The sequence below is a fragment of the Paenibacillus sp. EC2-1 genome, assembly GCF_049311625.1.
Lineage (GTDB): Bacteria > Bacillota > Bacilli > Paenibacillales > Paenibacillaceae > Paenibacillus_AQ.
In genome coordinates this window covers 3,587,668-3,610,671 of record NZ_CP186006.1, presented here as the reverse complement: position 1 = coordinate 3,610,671, position 23,004 = coordinate 3,587,668, and the positions used below count along the sequence as shown (strand labels likewise).

The window sequence follows — 23,004 nt, the reverse complement described above, 5'->3', positions numbered from 1 at the left end:
GCTAAGCACCATTTGATCATGGTGAGAGAAGAGGATGAGCCTATGAAAATATACATTGTGGATGCATTTGCAGCCGTTCCCTATCAAGGTAATCCTGCGGCCGTTTGTATTCTAGAGGATGCAAAGACTGAAGAATGGATGCAAAAAGTTGCAAACGAAATGAATTTATCAGAAACGGCTTTTTTAATAAAGCAGGATGACTCTTATCAATTGAGATGGTTTACCCCAAAGGCAGAGGTAGATCTATGTGGTCATGCTACTTTAGCTAGCGCTCATATTTTGTGGGAACAGCATTACTGTAATGAGCCAAACTTGCAATTCACGACTAAAAGTGGATTGTTGACTGTGTCACAAGATCGTGATTGGATTCAGATGAACTTCCCTATAGAAGCCGAGAAACCTTGCATTCCACCAAAGCATCTTACTGATGGTCTTAGAACTAATTATAAATATGTAGGGAAAAACAGATTAGATTACATCGTTGAATTAGAACATGAAGAAGATGTAAGGAACCTAGATCCCGATTTCTCGGCTTGGAAAATGCTTGATGCTAGAGGTGTTATCGTAACGAGTAAGTGTGATCGCGAAGGTGTTGATTTTGTGTCTAGATGTTTCTATCCGGCTCTAGGGGTCAATGAAGATCCAGTCACGGGTTCTGCACATTGCTGTCTCGGCACCTTCTGGCAGCAGAGATTGAGTAAAGATGAATTGATTGCAGAGCAGATTTCAGCACGTGGAGGAATCCTTAAGTTGAAGTTGAATCCGGAGAGAGTCATCATTGAGGGTCAAGCTGTGACGACTTTAATTGGAGAGTTATCATCAGAACATTAATGTACATTTAATTATTTCCGAGGAAATGGATGAAAGAATGATTTCTGAGATATCAGAGTATATAAACAGATCACCCTGAATATAGGGTGATCTGTTTATATTATAATATTAACTTTTAAAACTTAAATATATTAATTGTCTTCTGCAACTGGAATACAGCATCTGTCATGGCATTTGCTTCATCAGCTACTTTTTGGATCGAATTAATTCCTTCATTCATGGATGCGGACACCTGCTCTGTTCCCGCCGCAGATTCCTGAGTAATGGCAGATATATTCTGTATGGCAGTGGATATATTTTGTGCGCTTTCCAGCATGGCGTCACTTTCCTCGGAGAAGGCAGAAATTTGCTCTGTTATGTATTGGACGCTGTTAACGATCTGCAGAAAAATTTGTTCTGCTTCTTGAATCATTTCGGTTTGTTGACGTACTACCTCTTCATTGATCTTTATATTCTGGCCTGCAAGTTTAACATCATGCTCAATGCTACGTACTAAGCTGAATACTTCACGAGTAGATGAAGTCGATTCTTCGGCAAGTTTACGTACTTCTTGAGCGACAACGGCAAATCCAGCACCATGTTCTCCAGCTCTTGCGGCTTCTATAGAAGCATTTAGGGAGAGGAGATTGGTCTGCTCAGCGAGTTCTGAAATCGTTTCGGTGATTTTGGATATCCCCTTCGCATTCTTAGCGAGTGCTTCAATTGAATCTGCAACTTTTTCAGTGGCTTCAATGTTTCTTTGCATACCGGCAGACTGGTTTGCAACAGATACTCGTCCCTGTTCCACTAAATTGAGGGTTTCCTGGGAACGCTGGTTCATTACTTTAGTCGAATCGGTATAGTTGCTGACTTTTAGTTCAATTTCGCGAATGGAGCCTGTCATTTCGGACACCCCTTCAGAGATTTCATTGGCCCCCAAAGCGAGTTCATTGGATGATAATGAAACCTGGTTCATTACCTGAATGAGATCATGGTTCTTATTCGTTATATCTCGGCTGGAATTCATAACTTGTCGTGTGATCTCTGATGTTTCTTGCAAGATTTTACGAAGCCTATCCACCATACTGTTAAAAGTGCGGCTTAGATCTGTCATGCCTCCGACCTCTTCGACTTTAAAAGTGAAGTCTCCTTTAGCAATCTTAGATGAAACATTAGATATATCCGCAAAAGAGTGTGTAAGCGCATTCTGAACAACGCGTGAAAGAGGGTATGTAAGAATTGCGAGTAAGGAGACGAGCAAGATTCCAATTAAGCTTTTCCCAAGTAGTATTAACGTGAGCAGCATTGGAACAGCAAACAGCAGAGCAACCATGTAACATGCGGCAGTTATTTTACTGGAGATCGGCAGTTTATTAAACCACGACATTTGATTGACTTCCTCCCTTTGACATAGGATATTTTTACCATCATTATAACATCGCTCGACAAAAGTAGATATAAAGAATTATGTTCATTGTCGAAAAGTGGTTCAAATGATCTATAAATACAAATGGATCAGAAAGAGTGCAGGTAACAGAGCACCTTGCACCCTCTGAATGATTAACCTACTTACTTTATAGCCTTAAATAATGCAGATGCTAAGAAATCAGCGTTGTTCAGTATCATTTTGTCATGTTGAAATAGCGTTTCCCATAAGTTCATATCAAGCAAAGCACCTTCATCTCGGCGTTCAAGTGTATCCACGTGACGGGTTTGTTCTTGCTTCATTTGATCTGTGAAATGATTATATTCCAGTGCTTCCTCATGTGAGAACCCACTCTCTATAAGACGTGTATGCCATTCTTCACGGTCCATTAGGCGAGGGATCCCAAAAAAATTCTCCAGCTCCTTCTTATGATCCGATGGCATTGGTTTGTCTAATAATAATTCACGGTCGTAGAGCGTACCTCCCTTAGCTAATACTCTGCAATATTCAGATAAAGATTCTGAAGCATTTGTGAACACAGTGACTGATTCCGCGATGACAAGATCAAATTGTTCATCTTCAAATGGTAACGCACAAACGTCCGCTTTAAGAAAGTTGATGTTGAGCCCCATAGCTTCAGCTCTTACTTGGGCTTTCTTAAGCATGTTCTCATGTAAATCAATGGCCGTTACGTTATACCCTATTTCCGTCAAATAGCAGGCGGTTCTTCCCGTACCACAACCGACCTCCAGAATCCGACTGTTCGGAGCAATCGGTTCGTTTCGAAATAAACGTAGTGTTGCTTCGAATCCACCAGGATGGGCACTACCCATTCCTAATTTAGATAGCATATTGATGTAATTCATGTATTTAGGTCCCCCAATTCTTCCCTTATTCGGTGTAAACAGTCTTCGTTATTTAGCATATGTTTCAGGTACGTTTGGGGTTTTGCTGAATTTAATAATTTGAGCCCGTTTTTTTGAAGTAAAGAAGATCATTTTTGGAGGAACCTTGTGTGAGAACTGAGCCAATTGTAGCAGCACGACAACTGATCCTACGGGATTATTCAGCTTGTTTACTGGCCGTATTAGGTGGAAGTGCGAGTAGAGGAGAACATAACGAACATTCAGACCTTGATATTCTGGTTGTAGATGACAGCACCGAAGGTTTGACTCGGAAAACGGTGGGGGCTTATGGTTGGGTCGTTGAATTGTTTTTCTTAAACCCATTAGATTATCGGGAACAATTTGATGTGGGCGTAATCGCTGCTAATCCGACTTTGCAGAGAATTATTGTAGAGGGAATAGTTATATGTACCAGCACCGTGGGAGATAAGATTCGTGAAGAAGCGAAGAGTGATCTGGAAGGGGGGCCGCTGCCGCTTACTTCCTATGATATTGATGTTAACCGTTATGTCATTACTGAATTTATGATGGACTTAAAAGGATCGGACATGGTGGTCGAGCAGTGGTTTATTGCTCAGAAGATGACTATTTTGTTATGTGAGTTTGTGCTAAGAGCAAACCGCCAGTGGATTGGGGAGGGGAAGACGTTATTTCGCTTACTGTTAATGCATGACTCTCGGGTAGCTGCTGATTTGGAGAGGTCGTTGCGGTTATTGTATGTTCATAAAGACAAGTCATCTCTTCTTGAGCTAACGGAGAAGTTATTAAAGCCGTTTGGAGGACCTTATTTGATCGGACATGAGGAGTAAATATCATATAGGGATAAATGCCGTTACACAAAACGGTTCGCCGCAATACATTAGTATTGTGATCAGATCACACGATATTAAAACTCAGGAGGGATTCTCAATGAGCGAAGTATATGGTGGCGGATGGGGTAACACAGTAGGTATTGTTTTGGTTCTTTATATCCTGCTCGTAATTATTCTTGCTGTTTGGGTGTAGTCTAGCTTAATAAACCATAAATAATTACAAAAGCCCGGCCTATTTATAGGCTGGGCTTTGCAATTACCGATTCATTACTATATAGAAGAAATTAAATTTATTTGAAAATTTTCACGCGATCTTCGAGAGGTTGGAATTCTTTCTCTCCTGGTTCAGCCGTTGGCTTACCGAAAGGCATTTGAGCCAGCAGTTTCCAGCTCTCAGGAAGGTTCCACTCAAGTCTAACTTTTTCGTCAATCAGTGGGTTATAGTGCTGCAAGGAAGCACCAAGTCCTTCTGCCTCAAGCGCTGTCCAGACAACAAACTGAAGCATACCGGATGATTGAAGAGACCAGATCGGGAAGTTATCCGCATATAAAGCGAAATTTTCTTGTAAGTTTGCTATGACACTGCTGTCTTCGAAGAACAGAACTGTACCGTACCCTGCACGGAACCCAGCCATTTTCTGTGCTGTAGAAGAGAACTTTTCATCACTTCCACCAACAACTTCTCGAAGTACTTCTTCTGTGAGGTTCCACAGTTTATCATGTTGTTCTCCAAGAAGAACTAAGACGCGAGCGCTCTGGGAATTAAAAGAGGATGGAGTATGTTTTACAGCATCGTTAACGATTTCTTGAATACGATCATCGGAAATAACAGGATCTTTACTGATCGCGTAATAAGAGCGGCGATTCTTAAGAGCTGTGTTGAAATCTGTTGACATGGTATTATACCTCCTGAAATTGTTTTTGCATGCACACTGATATAAGGTTGTCCGAATATCTCGGATTATGCATTGATGCTTTCAAAGCTCGATCTCATGCTAATTTTATGCTTATTAACTCACTAATAGTTAGTGATGATTAATATGTTAGTATCTTAGTATATTATAGAATGTCTTGTCAAGGGAAATTATTCATTTTCTCAATTCATTAAACAGGCATGATGATTGGATGATGTTTTAATGAAAGAAACCGAATTATATGAACATTTAGTGAACAAGTGTACATATTATGAAAAATTTAAATGAGTTTGATTCTCAATTGTACTTGAAGGGTTGAGAATGGGATGATATAATTCATTACAGATCGCGATTGATAATCAATCTCATTGAGAATGAAATCGACATCTAACCGGAACTTACCGGTAACTGCATACCTGCATAGAAGGAAGAGCCATGAAGAAAAGATACTTGATCGCAGCAGTCGTGGTATTATCCTTCATCTCCTTATTTATAGGGGTTAAGGATATTTCTCCACTTGATCTGTTCAGTATGACAGAGCAACAACAGCATATTTTTGTAGTCAGTCGTGTACCAAGACTTATCAGTTTGATTCTAGCTGGAGTAAGTATGAGTATCTGCGGTTTGATTATGCAGCAACTTAGCCGGAATAAATTCGTATCACCGACAACCGCGGGAACGATGGATTCGGCTAGACTTGGGATTTTAGTGTCCATGCTGGTGTTCTCAACTACTGGGCCGTTGATCAAGATGTTAGTTGCATTTCTCTTTGCTTTTGCTGGTACGCTTGTCTTTATGAAGATCCTCGACAAAATCAAATTCAAAGACGCGGTGTTTATTCCGCTGGTTGGTTTGATGTTCGGGAATATCATCAGCTCCATCGCTACATTTTTTGCTTATAAGTATGATCTTATTCAGAACATGTCTGCTTGGTTGCAGGGTGACTTCTCGATGATTATCAAAGGACAATATGAACTGATGTACATAAGTGTTCCACTGGTTATCATAGCCTACCTATTCGCCAATAAATTTACGGTGGCGGGTATGGGTGAAGAGTTTGCAACAAATCTAGGGCTCAAGTACCGGAGAGTCGTAAACATTGGTTTGATCATTGTAGCACTTGTAACTGCTTCAGTTGTTCTAACTGTAGGTATGATACCTTTTCTAGGGTTAATCATTCCGAATATAGTGAGTCTTTACTTAGGAGATCATTTGAAGAAAAGCCTTTCGCATACCGCACTGCTGGGGGCCGGGTTTGTTCTCTTTTGTGACATTATCGGCCGGATTATCATCTATCCCTACGAAATTCCGATCAGCTTAACCGTGGGCGTAATCGGAAGCGGTATATTCATTTACTTACTGATGAGGAGAAAGGCCTATGACTTATAAAGCCAAGACCGGCATATTGGCCGCAGTGGCGCTGATCCTAATTGCCCTCTTCCTATTTATAGATCTTGGTGGTAGCTGGGATTACGCATTTCCGAGAAGAATCAAAAAGGTGTTGGCAATCGCATTAACAGGCGGAGCAATTGCCCTGTCGACCACGGTTTTTCAAACGATTACCAACAACCGGATATTGACCCCTAGCGTCATGGGATTAGATTCCTTATACGTTTTAATACAAACATTCGTTATCTTTGCCTTTGGTTCTTTTAAAATGTATGAGCTCGGCAATCTTAACTTTCTAATTAATGTCGGCGGTATGATTCTCTTCTCTGGGATCTTATACAAGATTTTGTTCCGAAGGGAAGGAAACAGTATATTCTTTCTGCTACTGGTCGGCATGATTTTCGGTTCATTATTCTCCAGCATGTCTTCTTTCATGGAAGTGCTGATTGATCCGAATGAGTTTCAATTTGTATCTGATAAAATGTTTGCTAGTTTCAACAATGTAAAAACCGACTTGTTACTTATTTCATTCATTGTTGTCGGTGTGACATTGATCTATTTCGCCAGATTCTTTAAATACCTAAATGTGCTGGCGCTGGGACGCGAGCAGGCAATCAATCTAGGTGTGAATTATGATTTTGTGGTGAAGAGACTACTTATTGTTGTGGCTATACTTATCTCAGTGGCTACAGCACTTGTCGGTCCAATTACATTTCTCGGACTTCTTGTCGTGAACGTATCCTATGAATTTTTAAAAACATTTCGACATTCTTACTTAATTGCAGGCTCCGTTCTGATCAGTATTATTGCTCTGGTCGGAGGTCAGCTGATCGTTGAACGAGTATTTACATTCTCAACTACGCTCAGTGTCATCATTAACTTTGTCGGCGGCGTGTACTTCATCTATCTGTTATTAAAGGAGAGTAAATCATGATCCAGGTTACTAACGTATCTAAAGCTTACAGTGGCAAAAAAGTCGTAGATAATGTATCAGTTTCGATACCAAAAGGTAAGATTACGTCCTTTATTGGCCCAAATGGAGCTGGTAAAAGCAGCCTCTTGTCCATGGTCAGCAGACTCGTAACGAAAGACAGTGGACAGATCATGATTGAAGGTAAAGAAGTCGGTGAGTGGAAGAGCAGCGATCTGGCTAAGAAAATTTCAATTCTGAAGCAGTCTAATCATATCAGTCTTCGTCTTACCGTGAGAGAACTCGTATCCTTCGGACGCTTTCCTTACTCTCAAGGTAGATTGACAGCTGAAGACAAGAAATATGTTGATGAAGCGATCCGTTACATGGAGCTTGAAGAAATGCAGGACAAATACCTACATCAACTAAGTGGTGGACAGACACAGCGTGCATATATTGCCATGGTTATCGCCCAGAATACAGAATACATTCTACTCGATGAGCCACTGAATAATCTGGATATGAAACACTCTGTTCAGATCATGAAGATTCTAAGAAAGCTTGTCGAAGACCTGAATAAAACGATTGTCATCGTCATTCATGACATTAACTTTGCATCTTGCTACTCCGACTATATTGTAGCGCTTAAAGACGGTAAGATTGAGAATGAAGGCAAGACAGATAAGATTATTCAGAGCAATGTACTTCGAAGCATTTATGATATGGATATCGAGATTGAAGAAATTAATGATAATAAGATTTGTGTTTACTACGCTTAATCTTCGTGCACATAAAGTGGGATGAGAGATTCAAAAAAAGCTGGACCAGAATGCTTATCCCGAATATTCTTCTAGGGGGTCTGCTTCATAAGCGGAAGGGCTTCCTATGACATAATATTGTAAAAATATTACATTATTAATAAAAAATTACAGTTGTTATGATTGCAATACAATATAAAAATAATAATTAGGGGTGGAGTTATGAAAAAGGTATTGATGTTGCTTATGGTTACGGTATTTACACTGGCTCTTGCAGCTTGCGGATCAGACGAGAAGAAGGATGCAGCGTCAGGTAATGGTGGGGAAACTTCTGGGGACAAAATAACGATTAAGCACCAACTAGATACAACAACAATCTCGAAAAACCCTAAAAAAATCGTCGTATTTGATTTCGGTGTTCTTGACTCCTTAGATAAATTAGGCGTTGAAGTTACAGGTGTTCCTCAAGCCAATATTCCTCCGTATCTGTCTAAATTTGAAGATGCTAAGTACGAGAATGTAGGTAGCTTGAAAGAACCTGATTTCGAAAAGATTAATAAAATCAAGCCAGATCTCATCATTATCTCTGGTAGACAAAGTGATGCTTATAAAGAGCTTTCTGAAATCGCCCCAACGATCTTCATGGGTGTAGACACTTCTAAGTACATGGATTCCTTCAAAGAGAACATGAATACGCTTGGACAGATTTTTGGTAAAGAAGATCAAGTGAAATCGGAACTGGAATCGATCGATAAAGAGATTGCTACTCTCAATGAAAAGGTTAAGGCAACAGGTAAGAATGCATTGATCATTCTCGCCAACGAAGGTAAAATCAGCGCTTATGGTCCAGGATCCCGATTTGGCATACTGCATGATGTGTTCGGCTTTACAGCAGTAGATCCTGGCATCGAAGTAAGCACACATGGTAAAGATATCTCCAGTGAGTACATTGTAGAGAAGGATCCGGAATACTTGTTCGTGGTTGACCGCGGAGCTGTCGTGGCAACAGGTCAAAATTCAGGTGCAAAAGACGTTGTAGAGAACGAGCTCGTGAAAACAACGAGTGCATATAAAGATGGAAACATCGTTTATCTGGATCCTAACTACTGGTACCTTTCTGGTGGTGGACTAACATCTGTAACTGAAATGGTCAAAGAAGTTAGTGCAGGCGTAAAATAATTTATTAAGCACAAACACCGGTTCCTACTTCGTGGGTCCGGTGTTTTGTTTATTTGAAAGTCGGTTACTATTAGAGGACAATATTATATACTGACAGTTAAATGGAGGTTTATCATATGTATCCTAATCAAATTTATATAGGCGGAGAGTGGATAAGCACATCTCAACAGGTTGAAGTTCTTAATCCAGCGACTGGAGAAGTTATTGGAACCGTGAGTAAAGGAGGCTCGGCAGAAGCAGCCCAAGCCGTTGATGCTGCACATGAAGCATTTACATCATGGTCAAAGTTAACAGCTGAGAACCGAGGACAATACCTTCGGCGCTGGTACGAGTTGATTGAGGAAAATACAGATGAGTTAGCCAGAATAATGACGCTTGAGCAAGGTAAACCGTTAAAAGAAGCAGCTGGGGAAATAAAATATGCCAATGCTTTTATCGAGTGGTATGCAGAGGAAGGCAAAAGAATATACGGTGAGACGATCCCATCCTCCTCTCCCAATAAACGCATTCTTGTGACAAAGCAACCCGTTGGTGTAGTGGCTGCTATAACGCCATGGAATTTTCCTGCTTCTATGATTACACGTAAGGTTGCACCAGCACTTGCAGCAGGCTGTACGCTCGTCATTAAACCTTCTTCGGAGACACCATTTACTGCGCTTAAACTAGTGGAGTTAGCTGAGAAAGCGGATATGCCCAAAGGTGTGATAAATATTGTCATGGGCAACTCAAGTGAAATTGCTGATGTGTGGCAACAAGACAATCGCGTAAGAAAACTATCATTCACGGGTTCAACGGCTGTAGGGAAGAAGCTTATGGCAGGAGCATCTGCTAATGTGAAGAAAATATCGCTTGAACTTGGTGGTCATGCCCCGTTCATCGTGACTGCACATGCTGATCTAGACAAGGCCGCTGAAGGAGTCATTTTATCAAAGTTTCGAAATGCTGGTCAAACCTGTGTATGTACCAATCGAATATATGTAGAGGAATCAGTTGCAATTTCATTTTCGGAGAAAGTGGCTGAATTGACGAAGAAGCTTCGAGTAGGTAACGGGATGGATGAGGGGGTTGATGTGGGCCCTCTTATTAATAAGGAAGCAGCCGAGAAAGTGCGACAGCATATTCAAGATGCGAAGGATAAGGGTGGCATCCTATTGACTGGAGAAGAAGAGCACTTAAATGATGAGCAAGGGCATTATGTACAGCCTACAGTTATTATGCATGCGACGGATGACATGTTATGTATGACGGAAGAGACCTTTGGTCCATTAGCTCCTATTGCGGTCTTCAATTCAGTTGAAGAAGCTGTGAAGCGGGCGAATAATAGTCCTTATGGACTTGCTGCCTATGTCTTCACCGAACGATTGAATGAAGCGGTACGTATAGCTGAAGCTCTAGAATATGGCATTGTAGGGGTGAACGATCCTCTTCCTTCGACGGCGCAAGCTCCTTTTGGAGGTTTCAAAGAGAGTGGTCTTGGCAGAGAAGGTGGACATTTTGGGATTGAAGAGTTTCTTGAAACGAAGTACATCTCTCTTGGTCTATAATGAATGGAATTGTAGTCTTACGTTGAAACAGATGTGTGTCTCATGTCAAAGAAGCCGTTCAGGATTAATCCTGAGCGGCTTTTCTAAAGTTGCCTATCAATTAGCCGAAATAGATGACCTACCTATAATGATATCTAGTTGATGAGATGTGTCATAGACCATTTGAAAAGGGTTAGCGGCATAGGGGCTTAGCTCTGCTGTTAGTGTATCCGTGTACCCGATCTCTTGTAAAGCTTGGTGAACTTGAACCCAGTTTACGTTTCCAGAAAGTAGGGGGACGAACCCTGCTCCATTGCCAACTTGAGTGTTAAAATCTTTAACATGTATCTTTCGGATCCGTGATCCAAGAATTCGAATCCACTGTTCGGGAAAGCCGTACAATAAAATATTCCCAACATCAAAATAGACACCAGCCATCTTCGAGTCCATCTCGTCGATGTAACGATTCATTTCAAGTGGTGAGAGTAGAAACTTGTTCCACACGTTCTCAATCCCGATGTACACGCCATGCTGCTGTGCCAGAGGGAGAAGTTTTTTAATTTCTTCTTGGCTCCGAGTGTAGCATTCGTCATAGGAATTGTCAGCATTTACTGCACCAGGGACAACTAGAATCGTATCCATTCCGAGTAAAGATGCTAGTTCAATCTGTTTCGTCACAACTGCTGCACCTAAGGCTCTAACATCCGGGTCTGCTGAGGATAGAGGTGTACGCCATAATAAACTGGTGGATAGGCTTCGAAGCTTGATTCCATGGCGCGAAGCTAGTGCCAAAATAGCCTGTGCTTCTCTTGTTGTACTCTCCATGGTTAACCCGATACCCCCAGCTGGATTAAGGTTAAGTTCTACTGCATCATAACCAGCTACCTCAGCATGATGGAAGATGTCTTCCATTGAAGTTCCTTCTGGGAATCCCCACTGATTTATTCCTTTCAGCATGATATTTGTCCCCCTTGTACCGATTATGAGATCGTCCCAAATCATCATCATTTCTACACGCCAATGTGCATACAAGTATCTTGTACAAATATATACATGTGGTTACCCTTTAATTCCGTTCATAGCAATTCCTTTAATGAAATAAGGTTGTAGTAGGAATACGAACCATGATTAGACAAAATAGAGGTTTATATTGTTCGATAACCGAATTAATGTAATATTCAGACGTAAGACATACCAGAGGAGTGAAGCCAGTTGAGCTTTCACGGTCAAAAAATACTTCCAGCTGCAAAGCAGATGAAGCAGTTAGACAAGATTCTAGAGAGTACGTACCAGTATGGTGTGCTGCTCGATACACATGTGGCACGTCTAGGTCATATGTACCGGTTGATTCGTGAAGCCGAGAAACGAATGTTTCTTCATGCAGATTTAGTACAAGGATTGAAGAATGATGAATACGCCGCAGAGTACTTATGTCAGGAGATCCGTCCGGATGGACTGATTTCAACTCGTTCCAGTGTGATTTTGAAGGCGAAACAGAAAGGGATCGTTGCTATTCAGAGAGTGTTCTTACTGGATACGCTTGCGCTTGAGAAGAATTATGCCCTCCTTGAAAAAACGCAGCCTGACTATATTGAAGTGCTTCCCGGTGCAATGCCACATATGATTGAAGAAGTGCAAAAGCGTACAGGTATTCCAATCTTTGCAGGGGGACTCATACGGATGCCATCTCAAGTGGAAGAAGCGATTGCAGCAGGTGCCACAGCGGTTACCACCTCCAGTAAAGAATTGTTTAAGCATTATTTGTCTCAATGATTTGACATGATTTCTATGAGAACGTAATCTTTTATGTAACGATTTGGAGAGGGTGAGATGGAATTGGAACGATACATATTAGCTCTGGATCAAGGTACGACAAGCTCAAGGGCGATATTATTTAATCAAGAGGGTAATATCGTATATTCGGCTCAAAAAGAGTTCCCGCAATATTTCCCCAAACCTGGTTGGGTAGAACAAAATGCAAACGAAATATGGGGCTCAATTCTCGCAGTCATTGCTACCTGTTTGTCTGAATCCGGGGTTAAGACGGACCAAATTGCCGGCATCGGGATAACGAATCAACGAGAGACGACGGTGGTATGGGACCGTAAGACAGGCGTTCCGGTTTATAATGCAATTGTTTGGCAATCTCGTCAGACCCTAGCAATATGTGAACAGATGATTGCGGAGGGGCATGATCAGAAAGTCCGTGACAAAACAGGTTTACTCGTGGATCCCTATTTCTCCGGAACGAAAATCAAGTGGATTCTGGATCATGTGGAAGGCGTACGGGATCGAGCTGAGCGTGGAGAGTTGTTATTCGGTACGATAGACACATGGCTTATATGGAAGCTTTCTGGAGGAAAGGCGCATGTGACTGATTATTCCAATGCTTCACGTACGATGCTATTTAATATTCATGAGTTAACATGGGATGAAGAATTACTAGAAATCTTAGGTATTCCCGCACACATGCTTCCTGAGGTTAGACCATCCTCTGAGGTTTATGCAGTTACCGCATCTTATCATTTCTTCGGACGTGAAGTACCGATTGCGGGTGCTGCAGGGGACCAACAAGCTGCGCTGTTCGGGCAGACTTGCTTCAAAGAGGGCATGGTGAAGACTACCTATGGTACGGGTAGTTTCATGCTCATGAACACGGGTGACCAGCCTGTTAAGTCTGAGCATGGCTTGATCACAACAATTGCTTGGGGTTTGAATGGAAAAGTGCAGTATGCACTTGAAGGAAGTGTGTTTGTAGCGGGATCAGCCATACAGTGGCTCCGAGATGGATTGAGGATGTTCCGTGAGGCTAAGGATAGTGAACCCTATGCGCGCAGGGTCGAATCAGCCGAGGGTGTGTACGTCGTTCCTGCTTTTGTTGGGCTTGGCAGTCCTTATTGGAACAGCGACGTACGGGGAGCTGTATTCGGTTTAACAAGAGGAACGACGAAGGAGCATTTCATACGCGCAACGTTGGAATCACTTGCATATCAGACGCGGGATGTACTAACTGTTATGGAAGAGGATTCAGGGTGTAAGATCATGGCGCTTCGTGTGGATGGGGGAGCCGTTTCGAACTCATTCATGATGGAGTTCCAAAGTGACATCCTCGATGTACCTGTGGAACGTCCCGTCATCAGTGAAACGACTGCCTTAGGTGCCGCTTATTTAGCAGGTCTCGCTGTTGGATACTGGAAGGACCAAGATGAAATCTGCCGTAAATGGAGTGTGGAGCGGAGATTCGAGCCAAGCATGGATGAAGAAATCCGGGAGCAGCTATATAAGGGCTGGAAAAAGGCAGTTTTTGCAGCGATGGCTTTTCATTAAATTTTTATATGCTATAATAATCCATAAGTTAATATTCGTCAGGAGATCTGGAGAGACCACATATCGCGGTACACCTCGTAATAGGGTGCTAACTGCGTGATTCGTGGTCTCTTTTTTGGTTTGGTTCTTAATAAGAATGGTGATTCGGGGAGGGCATTACAAGATGATTCAGAAACAATCCTGTTCAAGCTTGGAGCGGATTCAGAAATTTGAAGAGATGAATGGTCAAAGCTATGATCTGATCGTCATAGGCGGTGGAATTACAGGTGCGGGTATTGCATTAGATGCTGTGACGCGAGGTATGCGTATTTTATTAGTTGAAATGCAGGATTTTGCTGCTGGAACTAGCAGTCGATCTACGAAACTTGTACATGGAGGACTCCGATATTTGAAGCAATTTGAAGTGAGTATGGTTGCTGAGGTTGGGAAAGAGCGTGCTGTTGTTTATGAGAATGGCCCTCATGTAACAACTCCGGAGTGGATGCTCTTACCGATTTATCAAGGTGGGGGGTTCGGTAAACTAAGTACTTCGGTCGGACTAAAAGTGTACGATTTCTTGGCTGGGGTAAAACGCGGTGAGCGGCGCTCCATGCTATCCTCTGCGAAGACGTTGCAGAAAGAACCCCTATTAAAGAAGGAGGGGTTAAAGGGCAGCGGGTACTATGTGGAATATCGTACCGATGATGCCCGTCTCACGCTAGAGGTAATGAAAGAGGCCGCAGCGCAAGGAGCGGAGCTGATCAATTATACAAGAGCAGAGTCTTTAAACTATGATCCAAGTGGTCGAATTATCGGAATTACCGTGAAAGATCTAATTCATGGTAATGTCTATACGGCTTACGGGAATAAAGTCGTGAATGCTACAGGCCCATGGGTTGATCATATCCGGGAAATGGATCAGTCCAAGAAGGGGAAAATGCTTCAGTTAACCAAAGGTGTTCATCTGGTTATCGATCAGTCGAAGTTTCCACTCAGTCAAGCTGTATATTTTGATACACCCGATGGGCGAATGGTATTCGCCATTCCTCGGAGTGGGAAGACGTATGTTGGAACAACGGATACAGTCTACAAGAAGGATCCCACGTATCCAGTTATAACGGTGCAGGATCGCGACTATATTTTACAGGCAATTCACGATATGTTTCCTGATGTACAGCTGAGCGAATCCGATGTGGAGTCAGCATGGGCAGGCGTTAGGCCACTTATATTGGAGGAGGGGAAAAATCCTTCCGAGATTTCACGAAAAGATGAAATATGGGAATCTCCTTCGGGGCTTATTACGATTGCAGGCGGGAAGTTGACGGGATACCGAAAAATGGCTGCTACCGTTGTTGATCTCGTTGCGAAGCGAATACGCGAACATGGTGGTGAGTCTTTTGGCATTTGCCAGACGAAGAATCATCCCATTTCCGGAGGTCATGTAGGAGGCTCTGCAAATTTTCCCGCGTACATCCGAGAACAGACCGAGCAAGGTGTAAGTCTTGGTCTTGATGTAACACTTTCTGAAAACTGGGTACGCACGTATGGCTCTAATGTGGAGAAGCTGTTTCAGCTCGCTCTTGATGTAGGTGAAGAAGGCAAAAGTTATGAGCTTCCACTAGAGGTGTTTATACCACTCGTTTATGCAGTACAATTCGAAATGGCCCTAAAGCCAATGGACTTTTTTATTCGTCGCACGGGTTCATTGCTCTTTAATATCGGCTGGACCCTAAAATGGAAGGAATCCGTCATTCAATACATGGCTGATACGTTGAATTGGACGAATGAGCAGCAGGAGGTTTATGCTTTAGAGCTTGAGCGAGAGATCATGAAAGCAACCAGCCCGGCAAGATCAGAGTAAGATAAGGTTCTAACGAATCATTTTGACCTGATAAAGCAAGTGAGCACATCTTCGGTTAGCCTCGTTTGCTATGTTTAACGATGGCTGACCTAGGGTGTGAGATATAGAATCCTAGCCCTTCTGTATGGTAATCTAGAGTAGTCATATTGAGAGGAGAGATCAACCGATGAATCACAAGGCATACGAAGGATCTTATCAAGGAGAAAAAGCCGTTTGGCTGCAATTTGGTCCATATGAAGCAGTTGTTTTACCTGAAATCGGAGGCAACTTGATTGCATTTCGAGATTTAGAAAGCGGTTACCGTTTCTTGCGAGAGCCGGCTGAATCTGAGATGGAGCATTTCAAACAAAACCCTGGTGTGCATGGCATTCCCGTATTATTCCCACCGAACCGATATGAAGATGGTAAATTCCCATGGAATGGACAAACCTATCAATTTCCGGTGAATGAAGTAGCAACGGGTAATCACCTTCACGGTTTTTTACATACTATTCCTTGGACGGTGGATGAATTTGGAACTACAGCCACTGAAAGCTATGTATCCGTAAGTGTAAGCATTGATCATAACCACCCGGTGTTTGCTATGTTACCTCATTCGTTTACCTTCCGGCTTCGATATGCACTCAGTGCAGAGGGCTTGTCTCAGCATGTATTTATTCGTAATAACGGGGATCAAGACATGCCTTGTCTACTTGCATTTCATACTGCAATTAATGCACCATTCGCGGAAGGCAGTACACCTGAGGATTGTAAGTTGAAAATGACAATCGGTCAGCGTTGGGAAATGAGCGATCGTATGCTGCCAACGGGCAAGCATCAAGAATTAACGGCGGAAGAGGAAGAGATGCGCACGGAAGGTATTAGTCCGTATTTTGATTCGCTAGATAATCACTATAAGGCTGTGCCGCAGAACGGTAGAAACCGTATGGAGCTTACCGATACTAGACTTGGTAAGACATTGGTATACGATGTAGGCACATCCTATAAGCAGTGGATGATTTGGAACAATAACGCTTGTGAGCAATTTTTCTGCCCAGAGCCACAGATCAATCTGGTTAATGCCCCGAATGTGGATTTACCCGCAGAAGAAATCGGGTTATTCGGTCTTGCCCCAGGAGAGATTTGGGAAGAGACAGCAAGAATTTATTTGAAGTAATTTAATGTATTCCATTAAAAAGAGCGTATGGACTCCTGTGAGGTTAAGAGGGATCCATACGCTTTTTTCAGCTTTGTATAGTTGGAATTTGCCTATCCGAAATGGTTAGTAGGATTGCTCTTTAGCCGGGTAGCGGTTAGAAAGGCGATTTTTTCTAATCCGATCAGGTATAACAAAGAACAGCGTGTACATCACAGTGAAGAATACAAGCGCGAACAGTTCTTCAACCAGAAGATAGACGGGGTGCGGTCCCAATACATCGAGTAGAGAAGGAGTGGAGGGCTTTCTCATCAAATACATGTAGTTAGAACCGAGAGTGAAATTAATGAGACCGACCACAAGTGCAGCGACGTTCAAGAATATCATAGTCCAGCCAATGGATCTCCATTGAGGGCGATAGTTGCGGACCCAAGTCATATAAAGAGGGGCAAGAATGATGGCAAGATGGACAGTAAAGAAGTGGAAGAAGCGAAAATGCGGAAATGGATAGTCAAGACTTGGAGTAAGAACAGCCTGCAGTGCACCACCAATACCGGCAAAATAAACGAGTGGGTATATTTTTCGGCTGCCTGTTAGGAGCATAATGGCCGAAAGAAACATGGTCAAGCTGCATAACTCCAGTGGGATAGACGAGGTCCGGTCCCATATTCCGCTAGTAAAGTACCATAGTTGAAGACAAACTTCAGGAAGTAACAAAGCAGCGATTAAGATCCATTTGATAATAGATTGAACGATAGGTCTGGAAGAGATCATGTTACGGCAAAAGAATAATGTCATAATCATGACAAAGAGTAACCCGATAACAAGTACATGTTCTATGGAGAAAGCTTTGAATTCATATGGATAATTCGGATCAAATAATGCTCTCATGAAATCCCCCTTCGTACAGTAGTATTAACGCTTCTTATGTTATGTATATTACCATGAATTAGCTTTCTATGATGATGCTCAAATGTAAGAAAGGAGGTCACCTCATATGTTGGAGTCATACAATCCAAAACAGATGAAGAGAAAGCGCAAGTTGGTCCGGTTGTTTCTTGCTCTACTCGCAATCATCGTAATGATTGTAGGCTATACGGCTTATTCGATATGGACTTTTGGTCAAAAATCAGAGCTCATTCATGCCGATGCAGCAATTGTATTAGGTGCGGCGACTGATGGTGAGGAACCGTCACCCGTATTGAAAGGAAGAATTGATCATGCTGTGAGATTGTATAACGGCGGATACGTTAACCAAATCATATTCACAGGAGGAAGTGGAGATAAAGGGGCGATCAGTGAAGCGGAGTCCTCGCAAAAGTATGCATTAAAACAGGGTGTAGCAGCCGAAGACATCATCATTGAGATAACGTCTACGATTACAGAGGAGAATTTACAAAATGCTAAGATCGCGGCAGCTGAGGTTGGTGTGTCGTCGTTCCTGCTAGTCAGTGATCCGTTACATATGAAGCGGGCTATGTTACTGGCGCGAGATTTAGATATGAATGTGCATGCGTCACCTACCACAACGAGTGCATATCGAAGCATGCGTACGAAGCTGCCATTTCTTGCTCGTGAGGTGTTCTTTTACATAGGATACAGATTGGTATCACCATTCAGATCATTATAAAATAATAAAACCGCCTATATTGGGAATAAGGCGGTTTTATGGCGTGGTTAAGTAACAGGTTGTTTGTGCCCCATCATTAACCGTTTGAGTGGTTCTTGCTTTCTTCGAGGAATTCGAAGGATTTTTGAAGACGGCGCTTTCTCACCAAAAAAAACAATTCCCTGTTCGACATCCGTAGCTTTGTTAACATTAACATAACAGTTGCCACCAACATTAAAGAATTGTTTTCTGGATAAAAGTGAGCTGATTTGTTCGGCATTCATTCTTTTCTTTATATTATAATTCCTGCCGTGAAAACTGACCAAACCGTGGGTTCCGGTTTTAAAGAACAGAATGTCCGTCTCAACCACGAAGTCCTCGTACACATTTCTGGATTCTGGTTCGCACTTCATCATTCTGACTCCCCCTTATTTAATTATCATTTTGTGATAACGCTTTCATTTTATCATGTTTTTGCATTTCATAAAAGAACTTTTTGGAAATAACAACAAAAGTCCCTTATACCTGTGCGGTATAAGGGACTTAAAGTTAATATTACTTCGCTGGCTCTTCGGTCTTAATGTCTTCTTTCTCATTATCTTTTGTTGTTACAAGTGTGTTCGTGATTTTTGCTTTATCTTTCAACTCTTGCAGATATGCAGGTGTAAGTTCATTCAATTTCGTGGACTCTAACTGCTTCGTAATTTCTTCTTTCTTATCCTCAAGTGTTGGGTTGGTTGCTGCTTTCTTATCCGTTACCTTGATAATATGGTATCCAAAAGAGCTTTTTACAGGTTCTTTGGAATAAGTACCTTTTTCAAGTTTCCAGGCTGCTTCTTCAAATGCAGGGTCCATTTGACCTTTACTAAAGAAGTCCAAGTCTCCGCCAGTATCCTTCGTTGCATCTTCGTTCTTCTCTTTAGCAATTGCAGCGAAGTCGGCACCTTCATCTAACTGCTTGATAATGGCTTGAGCTTCTTCCTTAGTCTTTACAAGAATGTGGGAAGCGCGAACTTGTTCAGGAGTTGCAAAGCTGTCTTTGTACTGCTCGTAGGTGCTTTTAATTTCTTCATCAGTGATTTTAATTTTATCTTTCAACAGTTGAGTCAATTCGAGTTGTAATTTAGTCTGTTCTTTCAAAGTTTCAAGTGTCATACCGCTTGAAGTAAGAGCGGAGTTGAATGCTTCTTCAGATGGGAACATTTTCTTAACGGATTCAACTTCTTCGTTGATTTGGGCATCCGTAATTACAATGGACTTCTTGTCCAACTCTTGCTGAACGAGTTCTTTCGTAATCATGGACTCAAGCGTCTGTTCACCGCCAGCTTCAACCAGTGCATCATACAGCTTGTCTTTCGTAATATCTACGTTATTCACCGTTGCGATTGCTTTATCGCCATCGTTTTTGCCGAATGGGTTAACGATCAAGACAACGATCAGTGCTGCAGCTAGAACGATGGATGCGATCATCCAGCCCTTACCACCATTGCCGCCAGAGGATGTAGCAGGCGGTTGATTATTATCATGATTGTTAGATGAGACCACACCTGCAACCTGTGATTCCGATGATTGTACCGAGGTATCATCCAATGGATTAAGGTCATCGTTTCTGTCTGAATTCGTTGCTTCTGTTACCATATCATTCTCTTCAGGTGTAACAGGTTCCGGTGTTGTATTTGGATTCTGTTCCTGAGATTGCCCGAAATCATCCTCCGGACGTTCGTTATTTGTTGGCTGTACATCATTTTCTTTCATTAAATTAATGACTCCCTTCAACTGCTTCTAATAATGAGTTGTTATTATCTTTTATCACTTTACCAGATAAAGTACGAGCTTACCTTAAGAAATGATAAAAAATCTGAAAAAGAATCTCCAAGATTTAGATTACTTGGGAATTTCGTGTGAAAGCGTTCGTGTGAAGAATGGATGAATAGACTTAAAGCTGGTATTTTCATATAATAAAGATATTGAGCATTTTGCAAAATAAATGAACTAAAAACGACTGTTTATTGATTAGCCCTTGGAGGTGTCAACATGCTGCTTTTCCGGCATGGTGGTATTTCAGGGGTTGTTATATGTTCAAGCTGAGTGTAGATATAGAACAGATAAGAAGGGATGATCCATCATGAAACAACCTGAGAAAATTAAACTAACCTCTTTCTCTTCCAAAGGAGGATGCGGCTGTAAAATCGGTCCTGCTGACCTGGCACAAGTGATTCGTACACTTCCACCTGCCGATCCGAATCCGAACCTTCTCGTTGGCTTGGATACAAGTGATGATGCTGGTGTGTATCGCCTGACGGACGAACTAGCAATGGTGCAGACGGTTGACTTTTTTACTCCGATCGTTGATGATCCATATTCATTTGGTCAGGTTGCAGCAGCGAACGCGATCAGTGATATTTATGCGATGGGCGGGAAACCGTTAACTGCGCTTAACATTGTTGCCTTTCCGATCACCACACTGGACAAGCAGGTCCTCTCCGATATTCTACGTGGTGCAGGAGATAAATTGAAAGAGGCAGGAGTTACTCTTGTTGGCGGACACTCTATTGATGATAAGGAACCTAAATTCGGTCTGGCTGTAACAGGCATTGTTCATCCGGATAAGATTCGAACCAATGCAGGGGCTAAGCCTGGAGATGCGCTTATCTTAACAAAGCCAATCGGTGTAGGCATTCTGACCAGCTCTATCAAGAAGGATCTCCTTAGTGAAGAAGAAATCTCTCGTGTAACATCTGTGATGGCTGGTTTGAACAAGACCGCTGCTGAAGTTATGGATCGTTACGATGTACATGCATGTACAGATGTGACGGGTTTTGGCCTTATGGGGCACACGCTTGAGATGGCTAAGGGAAGCGGTACTGGCATTGTTATCGTTAAAGACGATGTTCCGGTGCTTCCACGTGTACGTGAAATGGCGGAGGCAGGAGTTATCCCGGGCGGTTCTAAGAATAATCATGCACATGTGAGTGGTTCTGTTCAGTTCCCTGAAGCAATGGATGACATCGATCGCTTAATTTTGTGTGATGCGGTTACCTCAGGGGGCTTACTTATTGCGCTTGATCAAGAGGAAGCTTTAAAGCTGCTTCAAGAATTACAAGAAGCTGGCGTAGAAGCGGGGATAATTGGACGCGTGACAGATCAGCATCCAGGAACGATTGTCGTAGAATAACAGCTAGTGTGGTCCGGTATGGATAAAAGGAGCGTACGATATGTTTCAAGACATCAGTGTGGAAGAACTTTTAAAACTTCAGAAGGACAAGCAATTTAGTCTAATTGATGTAAGATCTCCTTCAGAATTTAAGGAGTCAACAATACCTGGTAGCTATAATATTCCAGTGTTTAACGATGAGGAAAGAGCAGAGATCGGAACCCTGTATAAACAGGTAAGTGTTGACGCAGCTAAGGAGCGTGGACTAGAGATCATGTCCGCTAAGCTGCCTGCTTTTGTGAAAGAATTCAAGCAGTTAGAGGGTAACAAAGTGGTATTCTGCTGGCGAGGTGGGATGCGGAGCAGGACAGCAGCAACTGTGCTTTCCTTGATGGATGTTCATGTATACCGAATTCATGGGGGAATAAAGGCATACCGAAAGCTGGTTGTGGATACGCTTAATCAAACCCGTTTAAATGCAGAAGCCTTGGTGTTGCACGGCTTTACTGGAACGGGTAAAACTGCAATTCTCCAGCAGCTTCAGAAAGAAGGCTATCCTGTGCTTGATCTGGAAGGATTATCGGGTCACCGCGGATCCATCTTTGGTCATATCGGTCTTAACTCGCATAACCAGAAGACCTTTGATTCACTCTTGTTTGAACAGTTACGAGAAATTGGTGAAGCTCCCTATGTTCTGTTTGAAGCGGAGAGCAAACGGATCGGCAAAGTTGTACTTCCGGACTTCCTGATAGAGAAGAAAGAAGAAGGGTTGGCTATTGTTATCGATATGCCGATAGAAGAGCGTGTTACACAGATTATGAATGATTATCGTCCAGCCGAATATAAGGATGAATACATTCAAGCCTTTAATCGAATTAAAGATCGAATTCATACACCGATTGCCGCAGAGATAGGCCGCCATCTTTCGGAAGACCGCTTTCCGGAAGCTATTCATCTGCTGCTGACACATTACTATGATCCGAAATACGATCATTCTTCCCGTCATTACGACGAGAGTAAGCAGCTTGTAGTTCATGTCCGAAGTACCACTGAAGGGGTGCAAGCGGTGAAGGAGCTAGTGAATCAGCGGTTCTAATACAGAAGGGGGATGGGCGTGATTATTTATATCATCGTCATTTCTTTAGTGTTAATCGGAGGTATATCAACGGTAATGTTAGGCATGTCTCAAGAGAACAAGAAGTCGAACCCAAAATATGAACGAAGATCAAAAGCGAATATTGTTCGTTTGATCATGATTTATGGGGTTTCTCTGATCGCTTTCATCACCATATGGGTAATGAACAACTGATTTA

The 23,004-nt window shown here is 42.3% G+C and carries 23 protein-coding genes; 16 read left to right on the top strand and 7 right to left on the bottom strand.

Annotated features, from left to right (window positions below; translation table 11 throughout):
* Positions 1 to 42: 42 nt before the first annotated feature.
* Positions 43 to 831 (top strand): PhzF family phenazine biosynthesis protein, encoded by a 789-nt coding sequence (locus ACK8P5_RS16905; protein WP_422657428.1) that lies wholly within the window; start codon positions 43 to 45, stop codon positions 829 to 831.
* Between the two features lie 115 nt (positions 832 to 946).
* Here ACK8P5_RS16905 and ACK8P5_RS16900 read toward each other — a convergent pair whose 3' ends face one another.
* Positions 947 to 2,197, bottom strand: coding sequence for a methyl-accepting chemotaxis protein (locus tag ACK8P5_RS16900; protein WP_422657427.1), 1,251 nt, complete (start codon positions 2,195 to 2,197; stop codon positions 947 to 949).
* A gap of 182 nt (positions 2,198 to 2,379) precedes the next feature.
* Positions 2,380 to 3,102 (bottom strand): class I SAM-dependent methyltransferase, encoded by a 723-nt coding sequence (locus ACK8P5_RS16895; RefSeq protein ID WP_422657426.1) that lies wholly within the window; start codon positions 3,100 to 3,102, stop codon positions 2,380 to 2,382.
* Between the two features lie 149 nt (positions 3,103 to 3,251).
* On the opposite strand from ACK8P5_RS16895, the gene ACK8P5_RS16890 reads away from it, so the two are divergent.
* Both ACK8P5_RS16890 and ACK8P5_RS16885 read left to right on the top strand, forming a co-directional pair.
* Positions 3,252 to 3,950 carry a nucleotidyltransferase domain-containing protein gene (locus tag ACK8P5_RS16890; protein ID WP_422657425.1) on the top strand — a complete coding sequence of 233 codons (699 nt, stop codon included), beginning with the start codon at positions 3,252 to 3,254 and terminating at the stop codon, positions 3,948 to 3,950.
* Positions 3,951 to 4,050: 100 nt separating this feature from the next.
* Positions 4,051 to 4,146: a sporulation protein YjcZ gene (locus ACK8P5_RS16885; RefSeq protein WP_422657424.1), complete on the top strand. Its 96-nt coding sequence runs from the start codon at positions 4,051 to 4,053 to the stop codon at positions 4,144 to 4,146.
* 97 nt (positions 4,147 to 4,243) lie between these two features.
* Here the strand turns inward: ACK8P5_RS16885 and ACK8P5_RS16880 are convergent, their stop codons facing one another.
* Entirely contained in the window at positions 4,244 to 4,849 is a 606-nt protein-coding gene (locus tag ACK8P5_RS16880; RefSeq protein ID WP_422657423.1) for a nitroreductase family protein, read from the bottom strand.
* 453 nt (positions 4,850 to 5,302) lie between these two features.
* Between ACK8P5_RS16880 and ACK8P5_RS16875 the strand changes: the two genes are divergently transcribed.
* From ACK8P5_RS16875 to ACK8P5_RS16855, 5 genes are all read left to right on the top strand, one after another.
* The gene (locus tag ACK8P5_RS16875; RefSeq protein ID WP_422657422.1) at positions 5,303 to 6,256 is read left to right on the top strand and encodes an ABC transporter permease; all 954 of its coding nucleotides are present in this window, start codon (positions 5,303 to 5,305) and stop codon (positions 6,254 to 6,256) included.
* Positions 6,246 to 7,190 (top strand): iron chelate uptake ABC transporter family permease subunit, encoded by a 945-nt coding sequence (locus ACK8P5_RS16870; RefSeq protein ID WP_422657421.1) that lies wholly within the window; start codon positions 6,246 to 6,248, stop codon positions 7,188 to 7,190. The genes ACK8P5_RS16875 and ACK8P5_RS16870 overlap by 11 nt, the downstream gene beginning before the upstream one ends.
* Positions 7,187 to 7,945: an ABC transporter ATP-binding protein gene (locus ACK8P5_RS16865; RefSeq protein WP_422657420.1), complete on the top strand. Its 759-nt coding sequence runs from the start codon at positions 7,187 to 7,189 to the stop codon at positions 7,943 to 7,945. The genes ACK8P5_RS16870 and ACK8P5_RS16865 overlap by 4 nt, the downstream gene beginning before the upstream one ends.
* Before the next feature lie 201 nt (positions 7,946 to 8,146).
* Positions 8,147 to 9,103, top strand: a complete 957-nt coding sequence (locus ACK8P5_RS16860; protein WP_422657419.1) for a siderophore ABC transporter substrate-binding protein — start codon at positions 8,147 to 8,149, stop codon at positions 9,101 to 9,103.
* Positions 9,104 to 9,219: 116 nt separating this feature from the next.
* Positions 9,220 to 10,647, top strand: coding sequence for an NAD-dependent succinate-semialdehyde dehydrogenase (locus ACK8P5_RS16855; RefSeq protein ID WP_422657418.1), 1,428 nt, complete (start codon positions 9,220 to 9,222; stop codon positions 10,645 to 10,647).
* 96 nt (positions 10,648 to 10,743) lie between these two features.
* On the opposite strand, the gene ACK8P5_RS16850 is transcribed toward ACK8P5_RS16855, so the two are convergent.
* A complete protein-coding gene (locus tag ACK8P5_RS16850) occupies positions 10,744 to 11,583 on the bottom strand; it encodes a sugar phosphate isomerase/epimerase family protein (RefSeq protein WP_422657417.1) in 840 nt (279 codons plus the stop codon).
* A gap of 255 nt (positions 11,584 to 11,838) precedes the next feature.
* Here ACK8P5_RS16850 and ACK8P5_RS16845 point away from each other — a divergent pair, with 255 nt between their 5' ends.
* From ACK8P5_RS16845 to ACK8P5_RS16830, 4 genes are all read left to right on the top strand, one after another.
* On the top strand, positions 11,839 to 12,399 hold the full coding sequence (locus ACK8P5_RS16845; protein WP_422657416.1) for a glycerol-3-phosphate responsive antiterminator: 561 nt from the start codon (positions 11,839 to 11,841) through the stop codon (positions 12,397 to 12,399).
* A gap of 63 nt (positions 12,400 to 12,462) precedes the next feature.
* Positions 12,463 to 13,953 carry a glycerol kinase GlpK gene (gene glpK / locus ACK8P5_RS16840; RefSeq protein WP_422661501.1) on the top strand — a complete coding sequence of 497 codons (1,491 nt, stop codon included), beginning with the start codon at positions 12,463 to 12,465 and terminating at the stop codon, positions 13,951 to 13,953.
* A gap of 163 nt (positions 13,954 to 14,116) precedes the next feature.
* Complete coding sequence (locus ACK8P5_RS16835) at positions 14,117 to 15,793, top strand: glycerol-3-phosphate dehydrogenase/oxidase (RefSeq protein WP_422657415.1); 1,677 nt, start codon at positions 14,117 to 14,119, stop codon at positions 15,791 to 15,793.
* 166 nt (positions 15,794 to 15,959) lie between these two features.
* The gene (locus ACK8P5_RS16830) at positions 15,960 to 16,949 is read left to right on the top strand and encodes an aldose 1-epimerase (RefSeq protein ID WP_422657414.1); all 990 of its coding nucleotides are present in this window, start codon (positions 15,960 to 15,962) and stop codon (positions 16,947 to 16,949) included.
* Between the two features lie 105 nt (positions 16,950 to 17,054).
* Here ACK8P5_RS16830 and ACK8P5_RS16825 read toward each other — a convergent pair whose 3' ends face one another.
* Positions 17,055 to 17,819, bottom strand: a complete 765-nt coding sequence (locus ACK8P5_RS16825) for a TIGR02206 family membrane protein (RefSeq protein WP_422657413.1) — start codon at positions 17,817 to 17,819, stop codon at positions 17,055 to 17,057.
* Positions 17,820 to 17,925: 106 nt separating this feature from the next.
* On the opposite strand from ACK8P5_RS16825, the gene ACK8P5_RS16820 reads away from it, so the two are divergent.
* Positions 17,926 to 18,558, top strand: coding sequence for a YdcF family protein (locus ACK8P5_RS16820; RefSeq protein ID WP_422657412.1), 633 nt, complete (start codon positions 17,926 to 17,928; stop codon positions 18,556 to 18,558).
* 47 nt (positions 18,559 to 18,605) lie between these two features.
* Here the strand turns inward: ACK8P5_RS16820 and ACK8P5_RS16815 are convergent, their stop codons facing one another.
* Both ACK8P5_RS16815 and ACK8P5_RS16810 read right to left on the bottom strand, forming a co-directional pair.
* Positions 18,606 to 18,953: a hypothetical protein gene (locus ACK8P5_RS16815; RefSeq protein WP_422657411.1), complete on the bottom strand. Its 348-nt coding sequence runs from the start codon at positions 18,951 to 18,953 to the stop codon at positions 18,606 to 18,608.
* A gap of 139 nt (positions 18,954 to 19,092) precedes the next feature.
* Positions 19,093 to 20,292 carry a foldase protein PrsA gene (locus ACK8P5_RS16810; protein ID WP_422657410.1) on the bottom strand — a complete coding sequence of 400 codons (1,200 nt, stop codon included), beginning with the start codon at positions 20,290 to 20,292 and terminating at the stop codon, positions 19,093 to 19,095.
* A gap of 370 nt (positions 20,293 to 20,662) precedes the next feature.
* Between ACK8P5_RS16810 and selD the strand changes: the two genes are divergently transcribed.
* Genes selD through ACK8P5_RS16795 form a run of 3 tightly spaced genes read left to right on the top strand, consistent with a single transcriptional unit; the run spans position 20,663 to position 23,000 of the window.
* Positions 20,663 to 21,712 (top strand): selenide, water dikinase SelD, encoded by a 1,050-nt coding sequence (gene selD / locus ACK8P5_RS16805; RefSeq protein ID WP_422657409.1) that lies wholly within the window; start codon positions 20,663 to 20,665, stop codon positions 21,710 to 21,712.
* A 40-nt stretch (positions 21,713 to 21,752) separates the two neighbouring features.
* Positions 21,753 to 22,787 (top strand): tRNA 2-selenouridine(34) synthase MnmH, encoded by a 1,035-nt coding sequence (mnmH, locus tag ACK8P5_RS16800; RefSeq protein WP_422657408.1) that lies wholly within the window; start codon positions 21,753 to 21,755, stop codon positions 22,785 to 22,787.
* An 18-nt stretch (positions 22,788 to 22,805) separates the two neighbouring features.
* Positions 22,806 to 23,000: a hypothetical protein gene (locus tag ACK8P5_RS16795; RefSeq protein WP_422657407.1), complete on the top strand. Its 195-nt coding sequence runs from the start codon at positions 22,806 to 22,808 to the stop codon at positions 22,998 to 23,000.
* Positions 23,001 to 23,004 lie beyond the last annotated feature (4 nt).